A 22,480-nucleotide genomic window follows, 5' to 3' on the forward strand; every position below is an offset into this window, starting at 1 on the left:
GTGGTCTCCACGAACTGTTACGTTTTGAGGCGTCGGTTCCTCTCCAGGCCTTCCGATCAAAATGCGGGGCCGGCCTGGCCGTTACGAAAAGAGCCCCGGGCTCTCGCCCGGGGCTCCCTTGGACTTGGCTAGTATTCGAAGCGTACGCCCACCCGGAACACGCGGCCGAGGATGTCATAGACCCCCTGGCTGGTGGACGGGTTGCCGTAGGCGGTGCCCGCCGGGCCCTGGGGCACGATCTCCGGGTCGCGGTTGAACAGGTTGGAGATGCTGACGAAGGCTTCGGTCTTCTGCAGGACCTTGAGGTCGTAGGTCATGGCCAGGTCGACATAGAAGGCGCCATCCACATGGTTGTCGTTGATCGTGCGGTTGGCGATGGTCGAGGCGGGGCAGCCGGTGACACACTCGACAAAGGCGTTGTCGAGCTTGCTGTCACTGACCCCGCGGCCCGTGACCTGGATGGTCCAGGGATCAGCGGTGTAGGTGGCCGTCGCCCGATAGATGAACTCCGGCAGGGCGATCGAACCGGCGTTGTCGGTCGGAACGTCGATGCCGTTGTCCTCGTAGTTCTCCAGGTAGTAGGTGCCCACGGCCCGCAGGGCCACGGCCCCGTCGCCGAGGTTGAACCGGTAGGAGGCCTCCAGGTCGAGGCCGCGCGACTTCTGAACCGCGAAGTTGAAGGGGCTCACCGAAACCTGGCTGATCTGGTTGCCCGAGCGGACGATGGCCGCGCAGTATTCCTGATTACCCTGGAAGCAGCGATCGACGATGGTGCTGGCCAGCACCGAGCCAATGGCGCCTTCGATCTGGATATCGAAATAGTCGATGGCCGCCGCAAAGCCCGGCAGGAAGGTGGGCTGCAGCACCACGCCGACGCCCCAGGTGTCGGCCAGTTCGGGGTCGAGGTTGAGGTTGCCGGTGGTCAGCTCCAGGAACTGGGTGGACTGATTGTTGTTGAACGGGTCCAGCAGCGTGTTGGTGCGGCTGGTGCCGGCGGCGAATAGCTCGTTCAGGTTCGGCGCCCGGATGTCCCGCGAGCGGGTGACGCGGAAGCGGACGTCGGGGATCGGCGAATAGACCGCGCCCACCTTCCAGGTCGTGACATAGCCCGAGGTGCTGTAGTCGGTGCCGCGAACCGCGGCGTTCACGTCAAAGCCGTCGGCCAGGGGAACGACCGCTTCCAGATAGGCCTCGGTCACCGTGTAGGAGCCGAAGGTCGGGCGATAATTGCCCACGAACCAGCCCGACTGGAACTCGGTCGGGACCTCGCCGGACACCTCTTCCTTGCGGTGCTCGATACCGGCCGCCATGGAGACCGGGCCGGCCCAGGTGGAGAAGGGGTCGCCGGAGATGTTCGCTGCGGCCACCTGCTGGGTGAAGAACTGCTTCCGCTGCGGATCGCCCAGGATGTAGTCCAGGGCGGCCTGGGAATTGACGCCGATACCCATGCGGTTGAAGGGCACGCAGCCATTGGTCGGATTGGTCAGGGTCGAGCGGCAGACGATGTCGCCGTTCGGCGCGAAGACCGCATCCTGGGCCAGGGCCAGGCGGGCGTTGTTGGTGATGTCCTTGGCGATCTCAAGGGTCTCGGTCTCGCCCCGCTGATAGTAGGCGTCCCAGCGCCAGGCGCGGTCAAAGGCGTCGAAGTCGCCCTGGGCCCCGACCACATAGCGGGTGACGCTGCGCTCATTGTCGGTCTTGCGGATCGGCAGGTCGGCGTTGGTGGTCCCGAGGCTGAAGCTCGCGATGTTCAGGGCCGCCAGCTGCTGGCGGATGTCGGCCGGCAGGAAGGCGTTGTCCGACCGGATGGTGACATTGCCCTGGTTGAACTGCACGCCGGTCCAGCCGAGGGAGGCGTGCTCATTGTACGAGAACTGGCCGAAGATTTCGACATTGTCGGTGAGGTCGTAGCTGACCCGGCCGAAGACGCCCTTGCGTCGGTCGTCGGCGTTGAGGGACTGCTTGTCGTTGACCTGAACCGACTCCCAGTCGCCGCCGATCATCCAGGGATCGCGGGTCAGGCCGTAGGCTTGCTGGCCCACCACGCCGCCGACGCCGAAGGTTGTGCCGCGCAGGGGGGTGTTGGTGATGATGCCGCCCGGGGTGGCGTTGGACAGGCCCGCCCCGCTGGTGACGAAGCGCTCGGGCTGGCCGTTGCCCGGGGCGTAGTTCGGGTTGGTGATGATGTACCAGCCGTCGTTGTTCCAGTCCCGCGGCACCCCATAGATGCCTTCGCGATCAACGATCTCGCCGTTCAGCAGCAGATGGCCGCGGCCGCCGGCGAAGGACGTGCCGTAGGTCAGGTTGACCCGGTATTCGTCATCGTCGCCATAGGTGGTCTGGCCCGCCTCGACCGAGCCCTTGAAGCCCTGATAGTCGGTGTTGAGGATGAAGTTGACCACGCCGCTGACGGCGTCGGAGCCATAGGCCGCCGACGCGCCGCCGGTGACGATCTGGACGCCGCTGATCAGGCCTTGCGGGAAGGTGTTGACGTCCACCGCCCCGGTGATCGTCGAGCCCACCGAGCGCTGACCGTTCAGCAGGACCAGGGTGCGGGTGGCGCCCAGGCCGCGCAGGTTCAGGGCGTTGACGCCCGAGGTGCCGGCGCTGATCGAGGCGTTGGAGGTCTGCGGCGTGGCGCTGCCGACGATGGACGGGATGTCGTTGACGAAGTCAGCGACATTGGAGGGGGCGGCGGCGAGGATTTCGGTCTCGCTGATCACGGTCAGGGGCGTGGGCGCCTGATAGCCGTCACGGACGACCCGGGTGCCGGTGACCACCACCTCTTCCACGCTGGCCACGCCAACCGGCGCGGCGGTCTGCGCGCTGGCTGCGCCGGCCGCGGAGACGCCCAGCAACAGGGCCATGGCCGAAGCGCCGTGGGTCAGGCCCAATTTGCGGGCAGATCGAAGCCCCCGAGCCCGCACGTTGTGCATCTGAAGATTTCTTGACATGACTAACCCCCTCGGAATTGACGATAAGCAGAATGTTCATTTGGCGCCCGGCTTTATTATAATTCGCCGGAACTGCGATGATCTGCGCCCGTATTCATAACGAGGTTGTCGGCCACCCACCGGAGTGTCAACGCCGGCTCCCCTTCGGAATATTGCAGGGCCTATAACCCTCAGACATAGGTGTGGCCGGGCTGGCCGGCGCCGAGACTGAGGGAGGCCTTGGCCGGCCTGCCTTTGCGCGGGATGGCTACACAGGTGTCCGACGCCGGGAAAGGACGAGACCGCGCCGCCCACGGAGCGTACAGCGCCCGATTCCGGGCGAGAGGACGACGGTTTCGGGGCGCCGCCCCAGATCTGCGGCTGTTCGGCGCCAAGCCATGACGTCAGGCTATTGATCGCGCAATATTCGGAAGGGGCGTCTTGATTGACACTAATGTCGCAGGACTGACACCCTTCCCAGGGGCCGGAGCAAGACGTCTTCGGCGCCGGGGCGTCCGCGCGAAGATTCGAGCAGTCTTCCTGTCAATATTTAGCCCGTGAACCGAGATTTGATCGGGAGGCGGACGTCGCCCATCCGGCCTGCGCCGGTCCGAGCGGCCCTGGTTTGAACAAGGATCTGACATGAAGACGCCCCCCGACTTCCTCCGCCGCCGGGTCCTGGCCGCGGGCCTCGCGCTCGGTCTGATGTCGGGGGTCTCGGGCCACGCCCTGGCCCAGGACTACGACGTGCTGATCCGCGGCGGCCTGCTGTTCGACGGCACGGGCGCCGAGGGCCGTGCCGCCGACGTGGCGATCAAGGGCGACCGCATCGTCGAGGTGGGCGAGATCCCGGCGGCCGCGACCGCCGCCACCGTGGTCGACGCCACGGGCAAGTATGTCTCGCCCGGCTTCATCGACACCCATTCCCACGCCGCCCCGGGCATCGAGACGCCGGAACTGGCGCCGGCCATCTCGGTCCTCACCCAGGGGATCACGACGGCGATGATCAATCCCGACGGCGGCGGCCCGGCCGACCTGCGCCCGCAGGTGGCGGCCATCGAGACCAACCGCCCGGGCGTCAACGTCATCCCGATGATCGGCCATAACGGCGTGCGCCGCGCCGTCATGGGCCTGGAGAACCGCAAGCCGACGGCCGCAGAGCTGGCGGAGATGCAGGGCCTGGTGCGGCAGGCCATGACCTTTGGCGCGCTGGGCATGTCCAGCGGCCCCTTCTATGTGCCGGGCAAGTACTCCGACACCGCCGAGATCGTCGCCCTGGCCAAGGTGGCCGCGGAGTTCCCGAACGCCTTCCACACCAGCCATATCCGCGACGAGTCCAGCTATGACATCGGCGTGCTGGCCTCGGTGGCCGAGCTGATCGAGGTCTCCCGCCAGACCGGGATCACCGGGGTGGTCAGCCACATGAAGATGCTCGGCCCCACGGTCTGGGGCCAGTCCGACGATGCGATCAAGATGATCGAGGCCGCCCGGGCCGAGGGCCTGTCCATCTGGGCCGACCAATATCCCTATGCGGCCTCCAGCACCGGCCTGTCGGCGGCCCTGATCCCCGGCTGGGCCCAGGAGGGCGGCCAGGAGGCCCTGTCCAAGCGACTGCAGAACCCCGAGCAGCGCGCCCTGATCCGCGAGGGCATGGTCGAGAACCTGGCCCGCCGCGCCGGCGCCAACGCCATCATGATCTCAAGCTACAGCGCCGATCCGTCCCTAGAGGGGATGCGCCTGGACGAGATCGCAAGGCGTGACCTCAAGGACCCGCTGGACACCGCCATCGACCTGCTGATCAAGGGCGGGGCCGGCATCGTCTCGTTCAACATGAACGAAGACGACCTCGAGCTGCTGATGAAGCAGCCCTGGATGATGACCTCGTCGGACGGCGCCCTGGTGACCTTCGGCGAGGGCGCCGAGCATCCGCGGGCCTATGGCGCCTATCCGCGCAAGCTGCGGCGCTATGTGATCGAGCGCCAGGTGATCAGCATGGCCCAGGCGATCCATTCGTCCAGCGGCCTGCCGGCGCAGGTGTTCTCCATCCCAGACCGCGGGGTGATCAAGCCCGGCGCCTATGCCGACGTGCTGGTCTTCGATCCCGAGACGGTGCGCGACGTGGCCACCTATCCCAAGCCGCACGCCTATTCCCAGGGCATGGAGTACGTGTTCGTCAACGGCAAGGCGGCCTTGGCGGCGGGCGAAGTCACCTCAGAACGCGCCGGCCGCGTCATCCTGCGCGGGCGCTAAATTCAAAGTCTAGCCGCGCAGGCCAGGGCCGGAGCCGTCATCCCCACAGGCGGCTCCGGCCCGAACGTCTTTCGAGGCCTCCTCCAGTCCAGGACCAAGATCATGCGCCGCGCGACCCTGAAATCCCTTCTGCTCGCCACCGCCCTGATGGGGGCGGGCGCGGCCCAGGCCGCCGCCTTCGACCTGGTGATCCTGGGGGGCCAGGTGGTGGATGGCACGGGCAAGCCTGCCTATCGCGCCGACCTGGCCATTGACGGCGACCGGATCGTGCGGATCGCCCGGGACGGGCTCAAGGCGGAGGACGGCGACGCCGTGCTCGACGCCCGCGGCCTGATCGTGGCGCCGGGCTTCATCGACAACCACGCCCACATCGCCGACAACATCGACCAATATCCCCTGGCCGAAAACTTCGTGCGCCAGGGCATAACCAGCATCATCGCCAGCCTGCACAGCGGCCCGCAGCCCTATCCGCTGAAGCCCTATGTGGAAGCCCTGAAGGTCGCCCCCAATGTCGGCTTCTTCGCCGGCCACAGCTTCGCCCGCACCCAGGTGCTGGGCATGGCCAACCGGGCGCCGAACCCGACCGAGCTGGCGCAGATGCAGAAGATCATCGCCGACACCATGGCTGACGGCGCGCTGGGGATGTCCACCGGCCTGGTCTATGTGCCGGCCAACTACGCCCGGCCCGAAGAGGTGATCGCCATGGCCAAGGTCGCCGCCTGCTGGGGCGGGATCTATGTCTCGCACATGCGCGACGAGGGGGCCGGCGTGCTGGACTCCGTGGCCGAGGTGATCGACGTCGCCGAACAGGCCGGGCTGCCGGGCCAGATCAACCACCACAAGGCCATGGGCTCCACCCAGTGGGGCTGGAGCGTCAAGACCTTGGCCATGATCGACGAGGCCCGCGCCCGGGGCCTCGACATCACCCATGACCTCTACCCCTATTCGGCCTCCAGCTCGTCCTCGGCGGTGATGTTCCCCGGCTGGGCCCTGGCCGGCGGCCCCGATGGCTTCAAGGCCCGAATGGAGGATCCCGAGGTCCGGCCCAGGGTGGAGGTCGAGATGATGCGGATCCTGATGGTCCAGCGGGGCGGGGCGGACCTTGAGCGCCTGCAGTTCCGCAGCCTGGCGGCCGATCCGTCCTATGACGGCAGGACCCTGGCCGACCTCGCCCGTGACCGTGGGCTGGCCGGCACGCCGGAGGACGCGATCCAGCTGCTGATCGAGCTGCAGCTCAAGGGCGGGTTTACGGCCATCTATCACGTGATGGACGAGGCCGATGTGGTGCGCATCCTGCAGCACCCACTGGCCATGATCGAGACCGACGGCGACCCGGTGGGCTTCGGCGACGGCTTCCCGCACCCGCGCACCTATGGCGCCTTCCCCCGGGTGCTCGCCCGCTATGTGCGCGAGCAGAAGGTCATCACCCTGGAGGACGCCGTGCGCCGTATGACCTCCCTGGCCGCCGACCAGGTCGGCCAGACCGAGCGGGGCCGGCTGGTTGAGGGCGCCTTCGCCGACATCACCGTCTTTGACGCCGACACCATCGCCGACAGGGCGACCTTCGAAGACCCCCACCAGTACGCGGTGGGCGTGCGCCATGTGGTCATCAATGGCGTGCCGGTGATCCGCTCAGGGGCGCTGACCGGCACCATGCCCGGCCGGCCGCTGCTGGGGCCTGCGCGCCCCGCCGCCGTCCGGCCCGACCCGACGACGCCAGGGTGCCCGGCCGCCTAGAGGGTTAGCGCCAGGCCGCCCATGCCCGAGGCCCAGCTGGGCATAGGCTCATAGTACAGGCGCTCGCCGCGGGCGCCGGGGGTGGCGCCGGCCAAGGCGATCCAGGCGCTGACCTCCAGCCCGCCATTGCCGGCCGCCTCCAGGATCTCGGCGTTGGTCAGGCGGGCGAGCTCGGCGCCACGTCCCTCGGTCATGGCGGCCATGAAGGCGAGGTCCCATTGCGCGTTGACCTGGCCTTCCTGCGGCACCCCCAGCCAGTGGGAGAGGCCGCCGCCGGCCAGCAGGGCGACCCGCTCGCCCGCCGGACGCACGGTCTCCACATAGGTCTTCAGCAAACCGCCCAGGCGCCAGCAGGCCTCGGGCTCCGGCGCCGGGGCGATGGCGGCATTCACATAGAGTAGCGCCGTGGGCAGGGTCCGGTTCGGGTCGACGACCCCGTGGGGGATCATCACGCCGTGGTCGGGCCGCACGCCTGAGAGGGTCTGCACCGCCTGGCCCTGGTCGTCGAGGAAGTCGGCCAGGCCTTGCGCGAAGGCGGCCGCGCCGGGGACAGGGTCGGTGGGCAGGCCCATGTCGCCATAGGGGACCAGGACATCGTCCAGGGCCACAGCGAAGGGGGCCGGCTGGTCGGCATGGAAGTTGTTCAGGTGGTCGGCGGTGATGACCACCAGGACATCAGGCCGCGTCGCGTGCAGCCGGCGGCCGATCTCGCGCATCCCTTGAAAGACCCGCTCGGCCTGGTCCTCCACGCCGTCCGGCGCGCCCAGCACATGGGAGGTGGCGAAGGCTCCGACGATCTCGCCCATGGGCTATCTCCGGTCGAAATAATAGCTGATGGGGAACGGCGTGATGGTCGCCCGACCCGACCAGATCAGCCACTTGATGATCAGGTTCGGATGGATGCCCAGGCCGTGCAGATCGTCGCGCCCGCCCTGGTTCAGGACCTCGCGGGCCTCATCCGGCACGCCGAAGCGGTCGAACAGCTGGGCTGGATCACTCCGGATCAGCCCCCGGTCGGCCGGCGTGGCGATCAGGTGGTGAATCATGGCGTGAACGCCCTCGGGCGCGGCCATGGCTAGAGCGTCCGGGGCTGAACGAAGTCGAGCACGGCGCGGCAGAAGTCGTCCCGCTGCTCGATCATCGCCCAGTGGCCGCAATGGGGGACGATATAGCCCCAGGAGTTCTCGAACAGCTCCAGGAACCGATAGGCCCGGGGCAGGATGGAGACCCCGTCCTCCTTGCCGTTCACCACCAGGATCGGGTGCTTGAGGGTGGCCAGGCGCTCTTCGGGATAGTTGAGCGTGCCGGTCCTGGTCTGGGCGTTGATCGCCGCCAGCGCCGCGCGAGCCTCAGGGCCATCGACGATCTCATAGCGGTACTGGATCATCGCCTCCGGCGGGACATAGTCCGGGCCGGTGAGGCCCGAGACCACCCGGCGCATGCCCTCGACCGTGAAGTCGTACTGCAGGTTCTTCATCAGGTCCGGCGAGGGCTTTTCCGGGATCGGCAAGCCGGCGCTGCCCATCAGGACGAGGCGCTCGACCATGTCCGGATGATCCAGGGCTACGCCGATCGATGAGGCGCCGCCCATGGAGTTGCCCACCAGGACGACGGGGCCCAGGTCCATGGCCTCGAGGAAGGCGGCCAGGTGAGCGTTCCGGCCCGGCTGGTCGTAGAGATAGGTCTCGGGCGAGGGTTTGTCGGTATGGCCAAAACCGATCATGTCCGGGGCGATCACCCGGTGGGTGCGGGCGAAGATCGGCAGGCACTCGATCCAGTTGCCATAGGCGTCGGCGCCGGCCCCGCCCCCGTGGACCAGGACCAGGGGCGGGCCTTCGCCGGCCTCCAGATAGTGGGTGCGCACGCCGCCCACCTCGATGAACCGGCTGGTGACGCCGGTTCCGTCCAGCTTCATCTCGGCGCTCATCGCAGGTGCTCCGGGGTCTGGATGCCGCGGTTGCAGCGGCTGGCCAGCCGGCGCCATTCCAGGATCGTCACGTCCGGCTCGCACAGCATCTCATCCAGCCAGCCATAGTCGTCCTGATAGAAGGGCTGGGTCACCTCGCGGGCCCAGATGTCGTCGGCGTTGAAGCCGTCCAGGCCGTGGGGCTTCCAGATGGTCTCGAAGTCGTTGGCGAACTTGACCCGGGCTTCGTCGGTCTTGGCCTCGTGGCCGATGGTCTGGAAGTAGATGTGGGAGTCGGCGTCGATCGGCACGTACCACTCGAACTGGGTGAGGCCCGGCGCCGGGAAGGAGTCGACCTTCAGCACGCCGGGCAGCCAGCAGGAGGTCTTCATGGCCGCAGACGTGCCGCTGACTTCGCCCGAGCGGACGCCGCGGACCACCACCTCGCCGTCCACCTCGCCCTCCCAGGCCGGCTTGTGCAGGGCGAAGTCGTCGATCACCCCCTTGGGGCCGTCGGGCGCCTCCACCGTCTCCACCGCGCCGGGCAGGGGGGTGTGGCCGATGGGGAAGTTGAACACCCGGTAGTGGCGAAGCGTGGTGTCCTTGTGGATGAAGATGTGCAGGGCGTCGAAGCCGTTCTCGGCCCCCAGGCGCCAGTTGGAGTTCACCACCCGGTGCTTGCCCAGGATCATGACGTCGTCGTCCAGGAAGCCCGGCGGCACGTCGTGCGCCAGGGGCGGGGGCGGGCCGTCCTCGGTGTCGCCGATGAAGACGAAGACCACGCCCTTGGCTTCTTCCACCGGGAAGGTGGTGATCTTGCGCCGGCCGATCAGGCGGCTGTCGGGCACGGCCAGGATGTTGACCAGCTCGCCAGTCTGAACCCGGTAGGTATAGCCGTGGTACCAGCAGGTGATGGTGTCCCGGGTGTAGCAGTCCAGCTTCTTCGACAGGGGCACGCCCCGGTGCAGACAGCGGTCGCGGATCGAATAGACCTTGCCGTCGATACGCTTGAGGATCAGGGCCTCGCCCAGCAGCTTGACCGTGATCGCCTCGCCCTCGGCGATCTCCTTGGAGAAGCGCACCGGGTACCAGTGATTCCGGAAGCCGAGCTTGGCCTCCACATAGCCCTTCCAGTCGCCGACCGCGTTGGCGACCTCTGGATTGACGAAATGATCCTCGCTCATGGGATTCCTACTCTGACGCGCGCCGACTTTGGCGATCTTGTTTGTATGACAATATGACGGAAATCGTCGAGGCAAGCGCGGGGCGTGACCCTGCTGCCGCAGGGAGGGGCGGCGCCTGTTTTTGAGGCGCTCTAGAGGCTGAAATTCAGGCTGACGGCGCCGAGGCCACCGATCTCGGCCACCACCCTGTCGCCAGGCGAGACATTGGCCATGGGGCCGAGCGCCCCGGTCAGCAGCAACTCACCCTTGCGCAGGGGATGGCCGAGGGCGGCCGAGCGGCGCGCCAGCCAGGCCGCCGCGTTCAGGGGACTGCCCAGGCAATCGGCGCCCGTGCCTTGCGAGGCCTGCACCCCGTTGACGCTCATGGTCATGGCGCAGCCGATCAGGTCCAGGCCGTCCAGGCGCCGCACCGGTCCGCCCAGGGCGACCAGGCCCGACGAAGCATTGTCGGCGACGGTGTCGAGGATGTTGATCTTCCAGTCGGCGATGCGGCTGGAGACGATCTCGACGGCCGGAACCACCCAGGCCACGGCCTCATAGAGATCGGCCACCGTGCAGTCGGGCAGGTCCAGGTCCCGGGACAGGATCAGGGCCACCTCGGCCTCGACCTTAGGCTGCTGCAGGCGGGCGAAGGGCAGCTCCTCGTTGTCGCCGAACACCATGTCGGAAAACAGATGGCCGAAGTCGGGCTCCGACACTCCGAGCTGCGCCTGGACGGCCTTGGAGGTCAGGCCGATCTTGCGCCCCACCACCCGGCGGCCCTGGCCAGTCCAGTGGCGGACCTGGGCCAGTTGCACCTCATAGGCGGCGGCCACGTCGCCGGGCGCAAACGCCTCGCGGATCGGCGCCAGGCGGGGGCCCTCATAGGCGTCCAGCAGCTGGCGGGCGAGCTGTTCGGTTGGGCTGGCCGGGCTCATGAGATCCTCCATCGGGGCTCGCGCGGCCAGGAAGACCGCCTCTTGTGTTCACGCTGTAATGTCATATCGTCATACAAACTTCAGTCAAATGGCGAGGGCCGATGTACGCCGCGCATTTCACCTTTTCCGATGGTCGCGTCACCTCGGTCCCCGTCGCCCCGGGCCAGACGGTGCTGGAGGCGGCGATGCAGATCGACGCCCCGATCCGCTATGACTGCGCCTCTGGCGAATGCGGCGCCTGCATCGCCCAGCTGACCTCGGGCGAGGCGGAGTTCGACGCCGCCGGACCTTCGCCGATCTCGGCGGCCGAGGCGGCCAGCGGCCTGCGACCCACCTGCCAGACACGCCTGAACGGCGATGCGGCCTTTGACCTGCCCTACGCCCTGGAGCCGCAGCCCTCGGCGCCTGCGCGCCATTCGACCCGGGTGAAGGAGGTGGAGCGCCTGTCGCAGAGTGTCTATCGCCTGTCCCTGGAGCGGCCGGAGGGGTTCAGCTTTCAGAGCGGCCAGTATGTGCGCCTGCGGCCCCCCGGCAAGAGCGGCGCGCGGATCTACTCCATCGCCAGCGCCCCGGCCGATGACAGCCAGCTGGAATTCCTGATCCGCCATGTGCCCGGCGGCCTGGCCTCGGAATGGGTGGCGACGGCCGCAGGCCCCGGCGACGCGGTCAAGATCCAGGGGCCGTTAGGCGCCTTCGCCGGCGACCCCCGGGCCAACCGCCACGTCTTCGTGGTCGGCGGGACGGGCCTGGCGCCGGCCCTCTCCATGCTGCGCGACATGGCGCCCGGCGCGGGGGAGGTGGTGGTCTGTTTCGGGGTCACCAGCGCGCTCGACCTGTTTCATGTGGCCGAACTGCAGGCCCTGGCCGCCGCCCACGGGCGGGCCCAGACGCGGTTTGCGGTGTTCATCGGCGAACCCGGACCCGATGCGAGCCCGGGGACGGCGGTCTCGCTGCTGAAGGCCGACGATGTGGCGGCCGGCAGCGCCTATTATCTCTGCGGCCCGCCGGCCATGGTCGAGGCGGCGCGGACCACCCTGGCGGTGCTGGGCGCGCCCCTGTCGGCGATCCGCGCCGAGCGCTATCTGCCCAGCGCCTAGAGGGCCAGCCAGGCGCGGATGCGGGCCGCGGCCGCCTCGCCTGAGGCCTCCAGGCCCAGCAGGGCCGATAGCAGGATGCGGGCCTGGCTCGCGCCCAGGTCGTCGCTGAAGATGGCCCCGGCCTCGGCCAGCCGGGCGCCCGACGCATAGTCCGGCGCCACCTGGCCGAAGGGGCAGCGGGAGGCCACCAGCACCACGAGGTCGGCCGCGCAGGCCCGGCCGACCGCGGCGACCACGGCGGGGCTGGCGTTGCCGCGGCCCAGGGCCTGCAGCACAAGCCCCCGCGCCCCTTGCGCCGCGGCCGCATCGATCAGCCCGCCGCCGGAGCCCAGGCTGGCGGCCAGGATCTCCACCGATGGATCCAGGCGCAGCTCGGGCAGGGCGGCGGGCCGATCCTGAAGGCGCCGGAGCCGGGCCAGGATGTCGCCGGAGCTCCCCGCCTCGCCCTGGCGGTCTGCGAATCCCGCCAGCTCGGAGGTATGCGCCTTGACCGCGTGGCGGGCCGGCATGACCCGGCCGCCGAAGGCCAGCAGCACGCCGCGGTCGCGGGCGGCCGGACTGGCGGCCAGGGCGACGGCGTCGGCCAGGTTTCGGGCGCCGTCGGATTCCGGATGGGCCGGGGCCCGCTGGGCGCCGGTGAAGACCAGGGGCAGGGGCGAGGTCCAGACCAGGTCGGCGAGGAAGGCGGTCTCCTCCATGGTGTCGGTGCCGTGGGCGACCACGATGCCGGTCAGGTCGTCGGCGCCGTCAGCCGCGGCCGCCTGGGCGGCGTGGACGATGGCCGCAGCGTCCGCCAGGCTCAGTTCGTCGCTCAGACCCGAATGCACCTGAACCAGGCTGAGGCGCACCTCCCTATCGGGAGCCTCCAGGGCCAGGCCCTGGCCGCCGCCCAGCACCCCGCGCGCATCGGCCCGGGAACTGATGGTCCCGCCGGCGTCGAGCACCAGGACGTGGCTCATGCCCAATCTCCGATCAGTTGCAAATTTTCACGGAGCCGGCGCGTCCGGCCCTTGCATTGTATGACAATCAGACAATTGTCCGTCAAACGCCGAGGCCTAGCCGGTCGCGGCCGGTGTTTTGTGTCTGGGCTTACGATTCTGGAAGGCTGTGAAATGGGGCGAATTCGACTGTGCGCGGCGGCGGATGTGGATGAGGGTCAGATCCTGAAGGTGGAGCCCGAGGGCATGGACCCCATCGCGCTCTGCCATGTGGACGGCGCCTTCCTGGCTGTCGAGGACGAATGCACCCACGCCATCGCGTCGCTGTCGGAGGGCCGCCTTGAGGGCGAGGTGATCTTCTGCCCCATGCATGGGGGCAGCTTCAATGTCCGCTCGGGCAAGGCCTGCAGCCTGCCGTGCAAGTTCCCGCTGAAGACCTTCAAGGTCGAGGTCGAGGGCGGCGACGTCTGGCTCCTGGACGGGGCCGCCTGATGTCCGCCCCGGGCGAAGTCCTGCCGGCGACGGCCGCCTATCCGAGCCTGGCGCGGGCCTCGTCCTCCCTGGCCATCCTGGTGCTGGCCTACACCTTCTCGTTCATCGACCGGACGATCCTGGCCATGCTGGTGGGGCCGATCAAGGCCGAGCTCCATCTCAGCGACACCCAGATCAGCCTGTTGACCGGCCTGGCCTTCGCCATCTTCTACACCGCCCTGGGCCTGCCCTTCGGCATGATCGTCGACAAGGGCAGCCGGCGCGGCCTGGCCGCCGCGGGCGTGGCGATCTGGAGCGTCATGACCGTGCTTTGCGGCGCGGCGGGCAACTATTGGAGCCTGCTGGCGGCGCGCATCGGCGTGGCCGCGGGCGAGGCGACCCTGTCGCCGGCCGCCTATTCCCTGATCCCCGACCTCTTCAAGCCCGAGCATCGCAGCCGGGCCCAGGGCGTCTACGCCATGGGCGCCTGCTTCGGTTCGGGCCTCGCCTTCCTGATCGGCGGCTGGACCATCATGGCGGTGTCGGGCCTTCCGCCGGTCAGCCTGCCCCTGCTGGGGGAATTCAGCGGCTGGCGGCTGGTCTTCCTGGTGGTCGGCGCGCCGGGCCTGCTGGTGGCGCTGCTGGTGCTGGCGGTGGCCGAGCCCCGGCGCAAGGCCGCCGCGCCCGCCGTGGCCGGACCCTCCCTCGCCGCCCGGCCGGCCGCAGCGCTGGAGGCGCTTCGCCGGCACTGGCGGGCCTATGGGGTGGTGATCGTCGGCTGTTCGGTGGTGAACATCGCCTTCCACGGCCTCAGCGCCTGGGCGCCGACCTTGCTCGGCCGTGTCCACCAGCTGGAGCAGGGGCAGATCGGCCTGATCCTGGGCCTGGGCTTCCTCGGCCCGGGCTGCGCCGGCCTGCTGCTCGGCGGCTGGGTGGCTGACCGCTGGCTGGCGGCGGGGCGGCTCGACGCCAATCTGCGCATGGCCCTGATCGGCGCCCTGGGGGCCGCCGCCCTGCTCAGCGGCCTGGTCCTGTCGCCTGGGACCGCGGCGACGGTGGTCATCCTCTATGGGGCGATCTTCATGATGATGTTCCCCATGGGGGCTGCGCCCGCCGCCCTGCAGATCATCTGTCCGCCGGACCTGCGGGGACGGATCGCTGCGGTCTATATGCTGGCCCTGAACCTGATCGGCATGGGGATCGGCCCCACCGCCGTGGCGCTGCTGACTGACTATGGGTTCGCCGATCCCATGGCGGTGGGCCGTTCCATGGGCCTGGTCGGCCTGATCGCCGGCCTGATCGCCGCTGGCCTGATCACGCTCGGCCGTCCCAGCTTCCGCGCCCTGGCGAGCGCCCCTCAGCGGCCGACGGCGTAGGCCTGCATCAGGCGGGGCGTGGCGGCGGCGCGCAGGACGCCGTCGGCGCCGCGCTCGGCCGCGGTCAGCCGGCCCGCCGACCAGGCCGGCGCGATCTGCAGGTCGTGGCCCCTGTGGCGCAGGTCGGCGATGACCGCCTCGCCCATGGACTCCTCAGCCACCGAGACGCCCGGCATGGCCTCCCGCGGATAGAAGGAGGACGGGAAGTGGACGGTGTGGAACAGCGGCATGTCGATGGCCTGCTGCAGCCCCAGCCCGTGATGGATCCGGCGCAGCAAGAGGGCGAGCTGCCACTGGTCCTGCTGGTCGCCGCCCGGGGTGCCGCAGACCAGGGCCGGCCGGCCCTCATGCAGGGCCAGTGTCGGGGTCAGCGTCGTGCGGGGGCGCTTGCCCGGCGCCAGGCTGGCCGGCAGGCCCTCGGTCAGCCAGAACATCTGCGCCCGGGTGTTCAGGGCGAAGCCCAGGCCCGGAATGGTCGGCGAGGACTGCGGCCAGCCGCCGGACGGGGTGGCCGAGACCATGTTGCCCCAGGAATCGATGACGTCGAGATGCACCGTGTCGCCGGGCTTCAGGGTGGGCTTGAGATGGGCCATGGTCGGCTCGCCCACGCCAAGGCCGCCGCCTTCCCCGGAGGCCACGCGGACCATGGCGAGGGACCGGGCGACCTGGCTCTCGAAACCGGGCAGCACGCCGGGCCGCAGCTCGCGGGACGCCGCCTCTCCGATAAGACCACGACGGCCAGCCGCGTAGGCCTCGCTGAGCAGGGCGTCGAGCGGAACCTGCACGAAATCGGGGTCGCCGTAATAGGCCTCGCGGTCGGCGAAGGCGAGCTTGGCGGCCTCCAGCACCAGGTGGGCGAAGTCCGCGCCATTGGGATCCAGGGCTCCCACATCAAAGCCCCGCAGCAGGGCCAGGGCCTGCAGCAGCACCGGCCCCTGGCCCCAGGGCTGCGTCTTGCAGATCGTCCAGCCGTGATAGTCCAGCGTGGCGGGCGCCTCATAGGCGGGGCGCCAGCCGGCCATGTCCTGACCGCGCAGCAGCGCCCTGTGGCGCCGGCCGCTGGAATCCATCAGGGCCTCGGCCTGGCCGAACCGGTCGATGGCCTCGGCGACAAAACCCTCGTACCAGGCGGCCAGGGCCCGCTCGATCTGGACCTCGCGCGAGCCCTGGCCGGCTTCGGCGAGGATCCGCTTCCAGGTGGCCGCCAGGGTCGGGTTGGCGAACAGGGCGTGGGCAGGGGGCGCTTCGCCGCCCGGCAGCCAGACCGGCGCTGAGCTCGGCCATTCGGTGGTGAAGGCCTCTTTCAGTTCGGCCAGGGCCCGGGAGACGCCCGGCAACAGGGGGTGGCCGTGCTCGGCATAGCCGATGGCCGGGGCCATGACCTCTTCCAGACGCAGGCGGCCGTGATCGCGCAGCAGGGTCAGCCAGGCGCCGAAGGACCCGGGGACCACCGCCGAGATCAGGCCTGAGCCCGGCACGGCGTCGAGGCCCAGGTCGCGGAAGGCCGCGATGGTCGCCCCAGCCGGCGCCGGACCCTGGCCGCAGAGCACCTCGATCTTCCCCGTGGCGGCGCTGTGGAAGATGATCGGGACCTCGCCGGCCGGGCCGCACAGATGGGGCTCCACCACCTGCAGGCAGAAGCCGGCCGCCACGGCGGCGTCGAAGGCGTTGCCGCCGCGCTCCAGCATGGCCATGCCCACCTGCGAGGCGATCCAGTGGGTGGAGGTGACGACGCCGAAGGTGCCGCGGATTTCCGGGCGGGTGGTGAACATGGCGGGCTCCTGACTGTCCTTCGACCTCGCCCGCGCCGCCGCAGGGGTCAATATGATTGTCATACAATATAATCTGCGGCGGGATGGGCGCCTGGGATGTGACCAGCGGCTGAAATCAGCGGCGGGCTCCTACGAATTTTCGCGCCGGCAAGGGCCCCCAGCCCCCACCAGAGGCTCCTGTTTGGGGCGGAGGCGCCCGTCGCCTGCACAAAGGCAAAGCCGGGCGCCCAAGCTTTCGGCGTCAGGCGGAAATCGACCGGATGCGGACGGCGTCAGCAGGGCGCCCACCATGTATGACTGTAGGTTTGTCAGACAAACTACACGGCCTTCGAATGGAGACGGGGGCATGACGGGGCGCAGAAAAACCAAGCGTCACGTCAGCGTCTCCCCGGGGGCCGCCCTGCTGCAAGACATAGATTGGGGATAGATCATCATGTCGCACACCGCACTGCGCCGCCCTGGCGGCTCCCGGCTTCGCCGGTCCCTGGGCCTTCTGGCCTCAACCAGCGCGGTGGCGCTGGGCCTGATGGCCGGACAGGCCCAGGCCCAGGACGTAGCCGCGGCTGAGACCCTGTCGGAGCTGGTGGTCACCGCCGCCCGCCGTGGCGCGGTCTCGGTGGCCGACACGCCGCTGGCCGTCACCGCCTTTTCCGGCCAGCAGCTGGAAGAGCAGGGGATCAGCTCCCTGCAGGACCTGACCCGCCTGGATCCGTCCCTGAACGTCCAGAGCTTCGGCGCCTCTCAGACCAAGGTGGTGATCCGCGGCATCGAGTCGAACGTCGGCGCCACGTCTGGCGTCTATCTCGACGAAGCGCCCCTGGTGGGCGGCCTGGGCGGCAACATCCTGGGCGACGGCAAGCCGGGCGTTCGCCTGCACGACATCCAGCACGTCGAAGTCCTGAAGGGTCCTCAGGGCACCCTTTTCGGCTCCAGCTCCATGAGCGGCACCCTGCGGGTGATCACCCGCAAGCCCGACCTGTTCGAGTTCGGCGGCCGGGTCGAGGCTTCGGCCGCCACGGTCAAGGGCGGCGACGAGGTCTTCGAAGGCTCGGCGACCCTCAACGTGCCGATCATCGAGGACACCCTGGGCGTCCGCATCACCGGCTGGGGCGAGAGCGGCGGCGGCTATGTGGACCAGACGATCAACGGCGCGTTGTACGAGAACAACAACAACGCCCATGTGAAGGGCGGGCGGATTGTCGGCCTCTGGCGCCCCACTGACAATTTCAACCTCACCGCCCTGGCGCTGCATCAGGAGATCGATGTCGACGGCACCCAGGCCTGGCTGCAGGCTGACGGCGCCTATGAGACCAGTTCGCCGACGATCGAGTTCTACCGGGACAACTACAACCTGTTTTCGGTGACCGGCGAATACGACCTGGGCTTTGGCTCGGTGATCGCCTCGACCTCCTATTCGAGCCAGCGGGTCACCAATCCCAAGGACAGCACGCCGACGGCCAACAGCTTCGGCCTGCCGGGCTCGACCCTGTTCATCGCCTCGGTGGACTTCCGCAATGTGGTCTCGGAGCTGCGCTTCTCGTCGGACTTCGACGGGCCGTTCCAGCTGGTGACCGGCGGCTATTACGAAAACAGCCAGAGCACCTACCAGACCAATTCCGTGCTCGCGACCTCGACCGGCACGGCGCTCTGCTACAGCTATGGGGAATGCGTGGCCAAGGGCCTGCACGAGCCGGGCCGCGGCAACAGCCTCTATGAGTTCGGCACCCGCACCAAGCGCGGCGTGGGCCAGTACGCCCTGTTCGCCCAGGGCGACTATGCGATCACCGACACCCTGACCGCCACCGTTGGCATCCGCTATTTCGAAGCCAGCATCCACGACACGGTGGTCAATCTGCAGACCGTGTTCCCGGACTACATCTTCGGCCAGGTGACCACGCCCTCGATCACCGGCGACAGCCGCGGCTCGAACTCGCACACCAGCTACAACTACTCGCTGATGTGGAAGGCGACGCCGGACATCAACCTCTATGCCCGCGCCGCCTCGGGCTTCCGGCTGGGCGGGGTGAACACCGCCACCTCCCTGGCCGAGCAGGCCGGGGTCGTCTTCCCGGGCACCTACAATCCCGACAGCCTGTGGAACTACGAGGCCGGCGTGAAGACCTACTGGCTCGACCGCCGGCTCTATGCCGACCTGTCGATCTACCGGATCGACTGGAGCGACCAGCAGCTCTCGGCCCAGGCGGCCGGCGCCTTCGGCTATACGATCAATGCGGGCAAGACCGAGGTGAACGGCGTCGAGCTGAACGGCTCGTTCGATCCGATGCCGGGCCTGAACATCGCCGGCAGCATCAACTATGTGGACGCCAAGCTGGCCGAGGACCTGCCGGCCGACGTCTTCGCCGCCGGCACCTTCGGCTATGAGGGCGACGACATCCCGCTGACGCCCAACTGGTCCTATTCGCTGCAGGCCAGCTACGAACAGCCCCTGGCCTATGGCCTGGACGGCTATGTCCAGGGGGGCCTCGCCTATCGCGGGGAGTCCTTCACCACCTTCAACAGCCAGAACCAGTATTACACCAAGCTGCCGGCCTACACCCTGGTCAACGCCAAGGTCGGCCTGCGCCGGGACAACTGGGACCTGGCGGTGTTCGGCAACAATCTCGGCAACGAGGCGGCCTATATCGGCGTCGTGGAATCCCCCGACGGCATCCGGGTCTTCTCGCCGCGCCCGCGCAGCTTCGGCGTGCGGGTCAGCAGCACCTTCTGATCGGGTGAGGGGAGCCGTCGCCCAGCCGGGGGGCGGCTCCTGCGCCGAGGCGCTAACCGGGCTTGGCGGTCAGATGGGCCAGCACGGCCAGCCGGCAGGCCGAGGCCAGGCCCTGGTCGCCGCGGGCCAGGTCGATCTCGGTCACCAGGGCGGCCAGGCTCAGGCCCCGATGGGCGGCCACGTCCTCCAGCGCCCCCCAGAATTCCGGCTCCAGGGCCACGGAGGTGGCGTGGCCGGCCAGCAGGACGGATCTCTTCTTCAAGCGCGCCATCGGCCTATCTTGCGCGGTCGAAACCCCGCGGCAATGCTTCTTGGCATTGATCGAGAGTGACGCAGGCGTCATCTTTCGGCGTCTGACCGGGAGATGCATGCATGAGCCTCGCCACCGACAGCTACGCCCCCGCCTCGGCCCGAGCCCCAGCGCCCGAGCGCCTGCCCAAGCCCCGGCTGCAATGGGGCGCGGCGCTCAAGGCCCTGCGGCGCCTGCTGGCCGACAAGGAAGACACCCTCCAGGTCTTCGAGATCATGCGCGCCCTGAACGGCCGGTCATCGGCCTGGGGCTATCACCGTCTGCTGGAGACCCCGCAGGGCGGCCGCATCGCCTATGAGCGCACCGAGCTGGCGCCCCGGCTGATGGACGACGCCTGGCTCGACAGCCTGCCCCTGGGCTCGGTGGGCCACGCCTATCGCGACTTCATCCGCAGCGAGCAGCTGTCGGCCGAGGGCCTGGCTGAGATCAGCCGGATGGGGGCCAAGCCGATCGAGGTGATGCATCCCTATGCCTGGTTCGGCCGCCGCACCCGGGACGTGCATGACATCTGGCATATCCTCAGCGGCTATCATCGCGACGGTCTGGGGGAGGGGTGCCTGGTGGCCTTTTCCTACGCCCAGACCCGGGGTCTTGGCTGGGCGCTGATCGCGGTGGGCGGCGCCCTGCGCGGCCGCAAGGCCAGGCATCCCTACGCCAAGGCGATCTGGCAGGGCTATCAGCGGGGCAAGGCCGCGGCCTGGCTGCTGGGGGAGGACTATGAGGCCCTGATGGCTGAGCCCCTGGACGCCGCGCGCCGGCGGCTGAACATCACACCGCCCACCATCTATCACGCCATCCCGCCGGAAGCCCGCGACGAAGCCCAGGCTTAAGGAAGGCGCCGATCAGTCGTCGTCGAGGCGGGACTGGTCGAGTTTGCGGCGCTGGCGCTCAGCTTCCAGCTGTTCGGCCAGGGTCTGGGCCTTGGCGCGGCCATGGCTGGCGCGATTGACCTTGGCCTGAGCCTGAGTCGCGGCCTTGTCCCGGGCCTTGCGAACCTTGTTCAGATTGACGATTTCGCCCATCGGTCTTCTCCACCGGTCGCCCAAAGCCTGCGCCGGACGGCCGCATTTCGCAAGATGGCGCAACATCATCCGAGGTCGGCCCATCCTCGACACGGATGCGCGAATGGTGCACTCAGAGGCGAGGTGAAGAGGGGCCCGATTTGGCCGGCAGTTCGTTTTCGACGGCGCTTCGGCGGCTGCGTCGCACGACGCCGGTCCTCCCCATCCTGATCGTCGCCCTGGGCCTGGCCGCGACCCTGTCGGGGGCCTTGATGGTCGACCGGGTCGGGGATGTCCGCGACCGCCAACGGTTCGACAGCCTCGCCGATCAGGCCAATGACGCCCTGGGCGGCCAGCTCCAGACCTATGTCGCCATCCTCCATGCGGGGGCGGGACTCTTCGCCGCCAGCCAGACGGTGACCCGCGACGAGTTTCGGGCTTTCGCCGAGCGTGTGGACCTGGGCGGGCGCTATGGCGGCATCCAGGGGCTGGGCTATTCGGCGCAGATCACGCCAGAGCGCGGCGGGGCCGAAGCGCGGCACGCCGTGCTCTTCCTGGAGCCCGAGGACGCCCGCAACCGGATGGCCATCGGCCTGGACATGTACGCCGAGCCGGTGCGCCGCGAGGCCATGAGCCGGGCGCGAGACACAGGTCTCGCCGCCATGTCCGGCAAGGTCGAGCTCGTCCAGGAAATCGACGAGCACAGGCAGGCTGGATTCCTGATCTATGAGCCGGTCTATGCCGGCGGCGCCCCGCCGGCGACCCTGGAGGCGCGGCGCAGCGCCCTGGCAGGCTTCCTCTATGCGCCATTCCGCGCCGGCGATCTCCTGCAGGCGGTTTTCGACGGGATCGACCAGAGGGAGTTCGACTACGCCGTCTACAATGGCGAGATCGCGCCCGATAACCTCCTGGCCGCCAGCGCCCCCGCCAGCGCCCTCGACGCCGGCCAGGCGTCGGGCCTGTTCGCGGTGCGCCAGGTGTCGGTGGCCGGCGGAACCTGGACGATCGTCTATCGGGCGGGGCCCGGCTTTGGCTTCAGCGCCGCCCATGAGCTGGCGTGGATCTTTGCCTGCGGCGGCCTGCTGGCGACGGGCCTGGTGGCCGTCGCCACCTGGCGCCAGGGCAAGGCCCGCATGGCCGCAGAGCGGGAACTGGCCGCCCGCATCGCCATTGAGGCCCGGCAGAAGCTGCTGCTCGACGAGCTGAACCACCGGGTCAAGAACACCTTGGCGACCGTGCAGTCGATCGCCGCCCAGAGCCTGCGCCAGACCGGCGATGTGGAAAGCGTGCGGCGCAATTTCGAGGATCGGCTGATCGCGCTCTCCCACGCCCACAACCTGCTGACGCGGGACGCCTGGCGCGGCGCCAACCTGGCTGAGCTGGCCGAGATCGAGCTTCGTCCCTATGCCGGGCCGGACGGGGCGCGGATCGAGATCATCGGACCGGCGGTCTGGCTGTCGCCCAATACCGCCGTGGCCATGAGCATGGCCCTGCACGAACTCACCACCAACGCCGTGAAGTATGGCGCGCTCTCCAACCCCACGGGCCATGTCGCCCTGGAATGGACCCTGTCCGAGGCGACCGCCGAGCAGGAGCGTCTGACCCTTATCTGGGAGGAGCAGGGGGGACCGCCGGTGACGCCGCCAAAGCGGCGAGGCTTCGGCTCTCGCCTGATCGTCGGCGGCCTCGCCCATCAGTTGGACGGAGAGGTGGACCTGACCTTCCCGGCCCAGGGCGTGCGCTGTGTGATCACCTTCCTGACGCCGCGCCAGGTGGCCGCCGAGATGATGGCGGTCGGCAAGGTGGCGTGAACCTGATCGGGTCCGAGGGCGTTCGTCTTGCAAGTCCCTCAAGACGGAG

At 69.0% G+C, this 22,480-nt stretch carries 18 protein-coding genes; 8 read left to right on the forward strand and 10 right to left on the reverse strand.

Annotation, left to right across the window (positions count from 1 at the left end):
- Window positions 1–128: 128 nt before the first annotated feature.
- Complete coding sequence (locus Q7S93_RS15825) at window positions 129–2,867, reverse strand: TonB-dependent receptor domain-containing protein (RefSeq protein ID WP_304714922.1); 2,739 nt, start codon at window positions 2,865–2,867, stop codon at window positions 129–131.
- Between the two features lie 708 nt (window positions 2,868–3,575).
- Between Q7S93_RS15825 and Q7S93_RS15830 the strand changes: the two genes are divergently transcribed.
- Together Q7S93_RS15830 and Q7S93_RS15835 are read left to right on the forward strand one after the other, a co-directional pair.
- Complete coding sequence (locus tag Q7S93_RS15830; protein WP_304714923.1) at window positions 3,576–5,183, forward strand: N-acyl-D-amino-acid deacylase family protein; 1,608 nt, start codon at window positions 3,576–3,578, stop codon at window positions 5,181–5,183.
- Between the two features lie 102 nt (window positions 5,184–5,285).
- Complete coding sequence (locus Q7S93_RS15835; RefSeq protein ID WP_304714924.1) at window positions 5,286–6,920, forward strand: N-acyl-D-amino-acid deacylase family protein; 1,635 nt, start codon at window positions 5,286–5,288, stop codon at window positions 6,918–6,920.
- Here Q7S93_RS15835 and Q7S93_RS15840 read toward each other — a convergent pair.
- The 5 genes from Q7S93_RS15840 to Q7S93_RS15860 all read right to left on the reverse strand — a co-directional run bounded on the left by Q7S93_RS15840 (window position 6,917) and on the right by Q7S93_RS15860 (window position 10,927).
- Entirely contained in the window at window positions 6,917–7,726 is an 810-nt protein-coding gene (locus Q7S93_RS15840; RefSeq protein ID WP_304714925.1) for a hypothetical protein, read from the reverse strand. The two genes, Q7S93_RS15835 and Q7S93_RS15840, sit on opposite strands and share 4 nt — an antisense overlap.
- Before the next feature lie 3 nt (window positions 7,727–7,729).
- Entirely contained in the window at window positions 7,730–7,993 is a 264-nt protein-coding gene (locus tag Q7S93_RS15845; RefSeq protein WP_304714926.1) for a hypothetical protein, read from the reverse strand.
- Between the two features lie 2 nt (window positions 7,994–7,995).
- Window positions 7,996–8,847 (reverse strand): alpha/beta fold hydrolase, encoded by an 852-nt coding sequence (locus Q7S93_RS15850; protein WP_304714927.1) that lies wholly within the window; start codon window positions 8,845–8,847, stop codon window positions 7,996–7,998.
- On the reverse strand, window positions 8,844–10,010 hold the full coding sequence (locus tag Q7S93_RS15855; RefSeq protein ID WP_304714928.1) for a Rieske 2Fe-2S domain-containing protein: 1,167 nt from the start codon (window positions 10,008–10,010) through the stop codon (window positions 8,844–8,846). Before Q7S93_RS15855 ends, Q7S93_RS15850 begins: the two co-directional genes overlap by 4 nt.
- 131 nt (window positions 10,011–10,141) lie before the next feature.
- Window positions 10,142–10,927 carry a 2-keto-4-pentenoate hydratase gene (locus Q7S93_RS15860; protein ID WP_304714933.1) on the reverse strand — a complete coding sequence of 262 codons (786 nt, stop codon included), beginning with the start codon at window positions 10,925–10,927 and terminating at the stop codon, window positions 10,142–10,144.
- A gap of 101 nt (window positions 10,928–11,028) precedes the next feature.
- Between Q7S93_RS15860 and Q7S93_RS15865 the strand changes: the two genes are divergently transcribed.
- Entirely contained in the window at window positions 11,029–12,024 is a 996-nt protein-coding gene (locus Q7S93_RS15865) for a 2Fe-2S iron-sulfur cluster binding domain-containing protein (RefSeq protein WP_304714936.1), read from the forward strand.
- Here Q7S93_RS15865 and Q7S93_RS15870 read toward each other — a convergent pair.
- A complete protein-coding gene (locus Q7S93_RS15870) occupies window positions 12,021–12,983 on the reverse strand; it encodes an asparaginase domain-containing protein (RefSeq protein ID WP_304714937.1) in 963 nt (320 codons plus the stop codon). The two genes, Q7S93_RS15865 and Q7S93_RS15870, sit on opposite strands and share 4 nt — an antisense overlap.
- Window positions 12,984–13,136: 153 nt before the next feature.
- Here Q7S93_RS15870 and Q7S93_RS15875 point away from each other — a divergent pair, with 153 nt between their 5' ends.
- A complete protein-coding gene (locus Q7S93_RS15875; protein ID WP_304714939.1) occupies window positions 13,137–13,454 on the forward strand; it encodes a non-heme iron oxygenase ferredoxin subunit in 318 nt (105 codons plus the stop codon).
- On the forward strand, window positions 13,454–14,809 hold the full coding sequence (locus Q7S93_RS15880; protein WP_304714942.1) for an MFS transporter: 1,356 nt from the start codon (window positions 13,454–13,456) through the stop codon (window positions 14,807–14,809). The genes Q7S93_RS15875 and Q7S93_RS15880 overlap by 1 nt, the downstream gene beginning before the upstream one ends.
- Here Q7S93_RS15880 and Q7S93_RS15885 read toward each other — a convergent pair.
- Window positions 14,791–16,581 (reverse strand): gamma-glutamyltransferase family protein, encoded by a 1,791-nt coding sequence (locus Q7S93_RS15885; RefSeq protein ID WP_304714945.1) that lies wholly within the window; start codon window positions 16,579–16,581, stop codon window positions 14,791–14,793. The two genes, Q7S93_RS15880 and Q7S93_RS15885, sit on opposite strands and share 19 nt — an antisense overlap.
- Before the next feature lie 433 nt (window positions 16,582–17,014).
- Here Q7S93_RS15885 and Q7S93_RS15890 point away from each other — a divergent pair, with 433 nt between their 5' ends.
- Window positions 17,015–19,309: a TonB-dependent receptor gene (locus tag Q7S93_RS15890; protein ID WP_304714950.1), complete on the forward strand. Its 2,295-nt coding sequence runs from the start codon at window positions 17,015–17,017 to the stop codon at window positions 19,307–19,309.
- A 52-nt stretch (window positions 19,310–19,361) separates the two neighbouring features.
- On the opposite strand, the gene Q7S93_RS15895 is transcribed toward Q7S93_RS15890, so the two are convergent.
- The gene (locus Q7S93_RS15895) at window positions 19,362–19,580 is read right to left on the reverse strand and encodes a ribbon-helix-helix domain-containing protein (RefSeq protein WP_304714954.1); all 219 of its coding nucleotides are present in this window, start codon (window positions 19,578–19,580) and stop codon (window positions 19,362–19,364) included.
- Between the two features lie 101 nt (window positions 19,581–19,681).
- Here Q7S93_RS15895 and Q7S93_RS15900 point away from each other — a divergent pair, with 101 nt between their 5' ends.
- On the forward strand, window positions 19,682–20,449 hold the full coding sequence (locus Q7S93_RS15900; RefSeq protein WP_304714957.1) for a Coq4 family protein: 768 nt from the start codon (window positions 19,682–19,684) through the stop codon (window positions 20,447–20,449).
- Between the two features lie 12 nt (window positions 20,450–20,461).
- Here Q7S93_RS15900 and Q7S93_RS15905 read toward each other — a convergent pair whose 3' ends face one another.
- A complete protein-coding gene (locus Q7S93_RS15905) occupies window positions 20,462–20,641 on the reverse strand; it encodes a DUF4169 family protein (protein WP_304714959.1) in 180 nt (59 codons plus the stop codon).
- Between the two features lie 140 nt (window positions 20,642–20,781).
- Here Q7S93_RS15905 and Q7S93_RS15910 point away from each other — a divergent pair, with 140 nt between their 5' ends.
- Window positions 20,782–22,431: a CHASE domain-containing protein gene (locus tag Q7S93_RS15910; protein ID WP_304714962.1), complete on the forward strand. Its 1,650-nt coding sequence runs from the start codon at window positions 20,782–20,784 to the stop codon at window positions 22,429–22,431.
- The last annotated feature ends 49 nt before the right edge of the window (window positions 22,432–22,480 follow it).

This window comes from Phenylobacterium sp. (assembly GCF_030646615.1).
Lineage (GTDB): Bacteria > Pseudomonadota > Alphaproteobacteria > Caulobacterales > Caulobacteraceae > Phenylobacterium.

Excerpts from the sequence above, each read along its gene's own strand:
- Q7S93_RS15825 (WP_304714922.1), bottom strand. The coding sequence starts at position 2,867 with ATGGCCCTGTTGCTGGGCGTCTCCGCGGCCGGCGCAGCCAGCGCGCAG.
- Q7S93_RS15830 (WP_304714923.1), top strand. The coding sequence starts at position 3,576 with ATGAAGACGCCCCCCGACTTCCTCCGCCGCCGGGTCCTGGCCGCGGGC.
- Q7S93_RS15835 (WP_304714924.1), top strand. The coding sequence starts at position 5,286 with ATGCGCCGCGCGACCCTGAAATCCCTTCTGCTCGCCACCGCCCTGATG.
- Q7S93_RS15840 (WP_304714925.1), bottom strand. The coding sequence starts at position 7,726 with ATGGGCGAGATCGTCGGAGCCTTCGCCACCTCCCATGTGCTGGGCGCG.
- Q7S93_RS15845 (WP_304714926.1), bottom strand. The coding sequence starts at position 7,993 with ATGGCCGCGCCCGAGGGCGTTCACGCCATGATTCACCACCTGATCGCC.
- Q7S93_RS15850 (WP_304714927.1), bottom strand. The coding sequence starts at position 8,847 with ATGAGCGCCGAGATGAAGCTGGACGGAACCGGCGTCACCAGCCGGTTC.
- Q7S93_RS15855 (WP_304714928.1), bottom strand. The coding sequence starts at position 10,010 with ATGAGCGAGGATCATTTCGTCAATCCAGAGGTCGCCAACGCGGTCGGC.
- Q7S93_RS15860 (WP_304714933.1), bottom strand. The coding sequence starts at position 10,927 with ATGAGCCCGGCCAGCCCAACCGAACAGCTCGCCCGCCAGCTGCTGGAC.
- Q7S93_RS15865 (WP_304714936.1), top strand. The coding sequence starts at position 11,029 with ATGTACGCCGCGCATTTCACCTTTTCCGATGGTCGCGTCACCTCGGTC.
- Q7S93_RS15870 (WP_304714937.1), bottom strand. The coding sequence starts at position 12,983 with ATGAGCCACGTCCTGGTGCTCGACGCCGGCGGGACCATCAGTTCCCGG.
- Q7S93_RS15875 (WP_304714939.1), top strand. The coding sequence starts at position 13,137 with ATGGGGCGAATTCGACTGTGCGCGGCGGCGGATGTGGATGAGGGTCAG.
- Q7S93_RS15880 (WP_304714942.1), top strand. The coding sequence starts at position 13,454 with ATGTCCGCCCCGGGCGAAGTCCTGCCGGCGACGGCCGCCTATCCGAGC.
- Q7S93_RS15885 (WP_304714945.1), bottom strand. The coding sequence starts at position 16,581 with ATGTTCACCACCCGCCCGGAAATCCGCGGCACCTTCGGCGTCGTCACC.
- Q7S93_RS15890 (WP_304714950.1), top strand. The coding sequence starts at position 17,015 with ATGTCGCACACCGCACTGCGCCGCCCTGGCGGCTCCCGGCTTCGCCGG.
- Q7S93_RS15895 (WP_304714954.1), bottom strand. The coding sequence starts at position 19,580 with ATGGCGCGCTTGAAGAAGAGATCCGTCCTGCTGGCCGGCCACGCCACC.
- Q7S93_RS15900 (WP_304714957.1), top strand. The coding sequence starts at position 19,682 with ATGAGCCTCGCCACCGACAGCTACGCCCCCGCCTCGGCCCGAGCCCCA.
- Q7S93_RS15905 (WP_304714959.1), bottom strand. The coding sequence starts at position 20,641 with ATGGGCGAAATCGTCAATCTGAACAAGGTTCGCAAGGCCCGGGACAAG.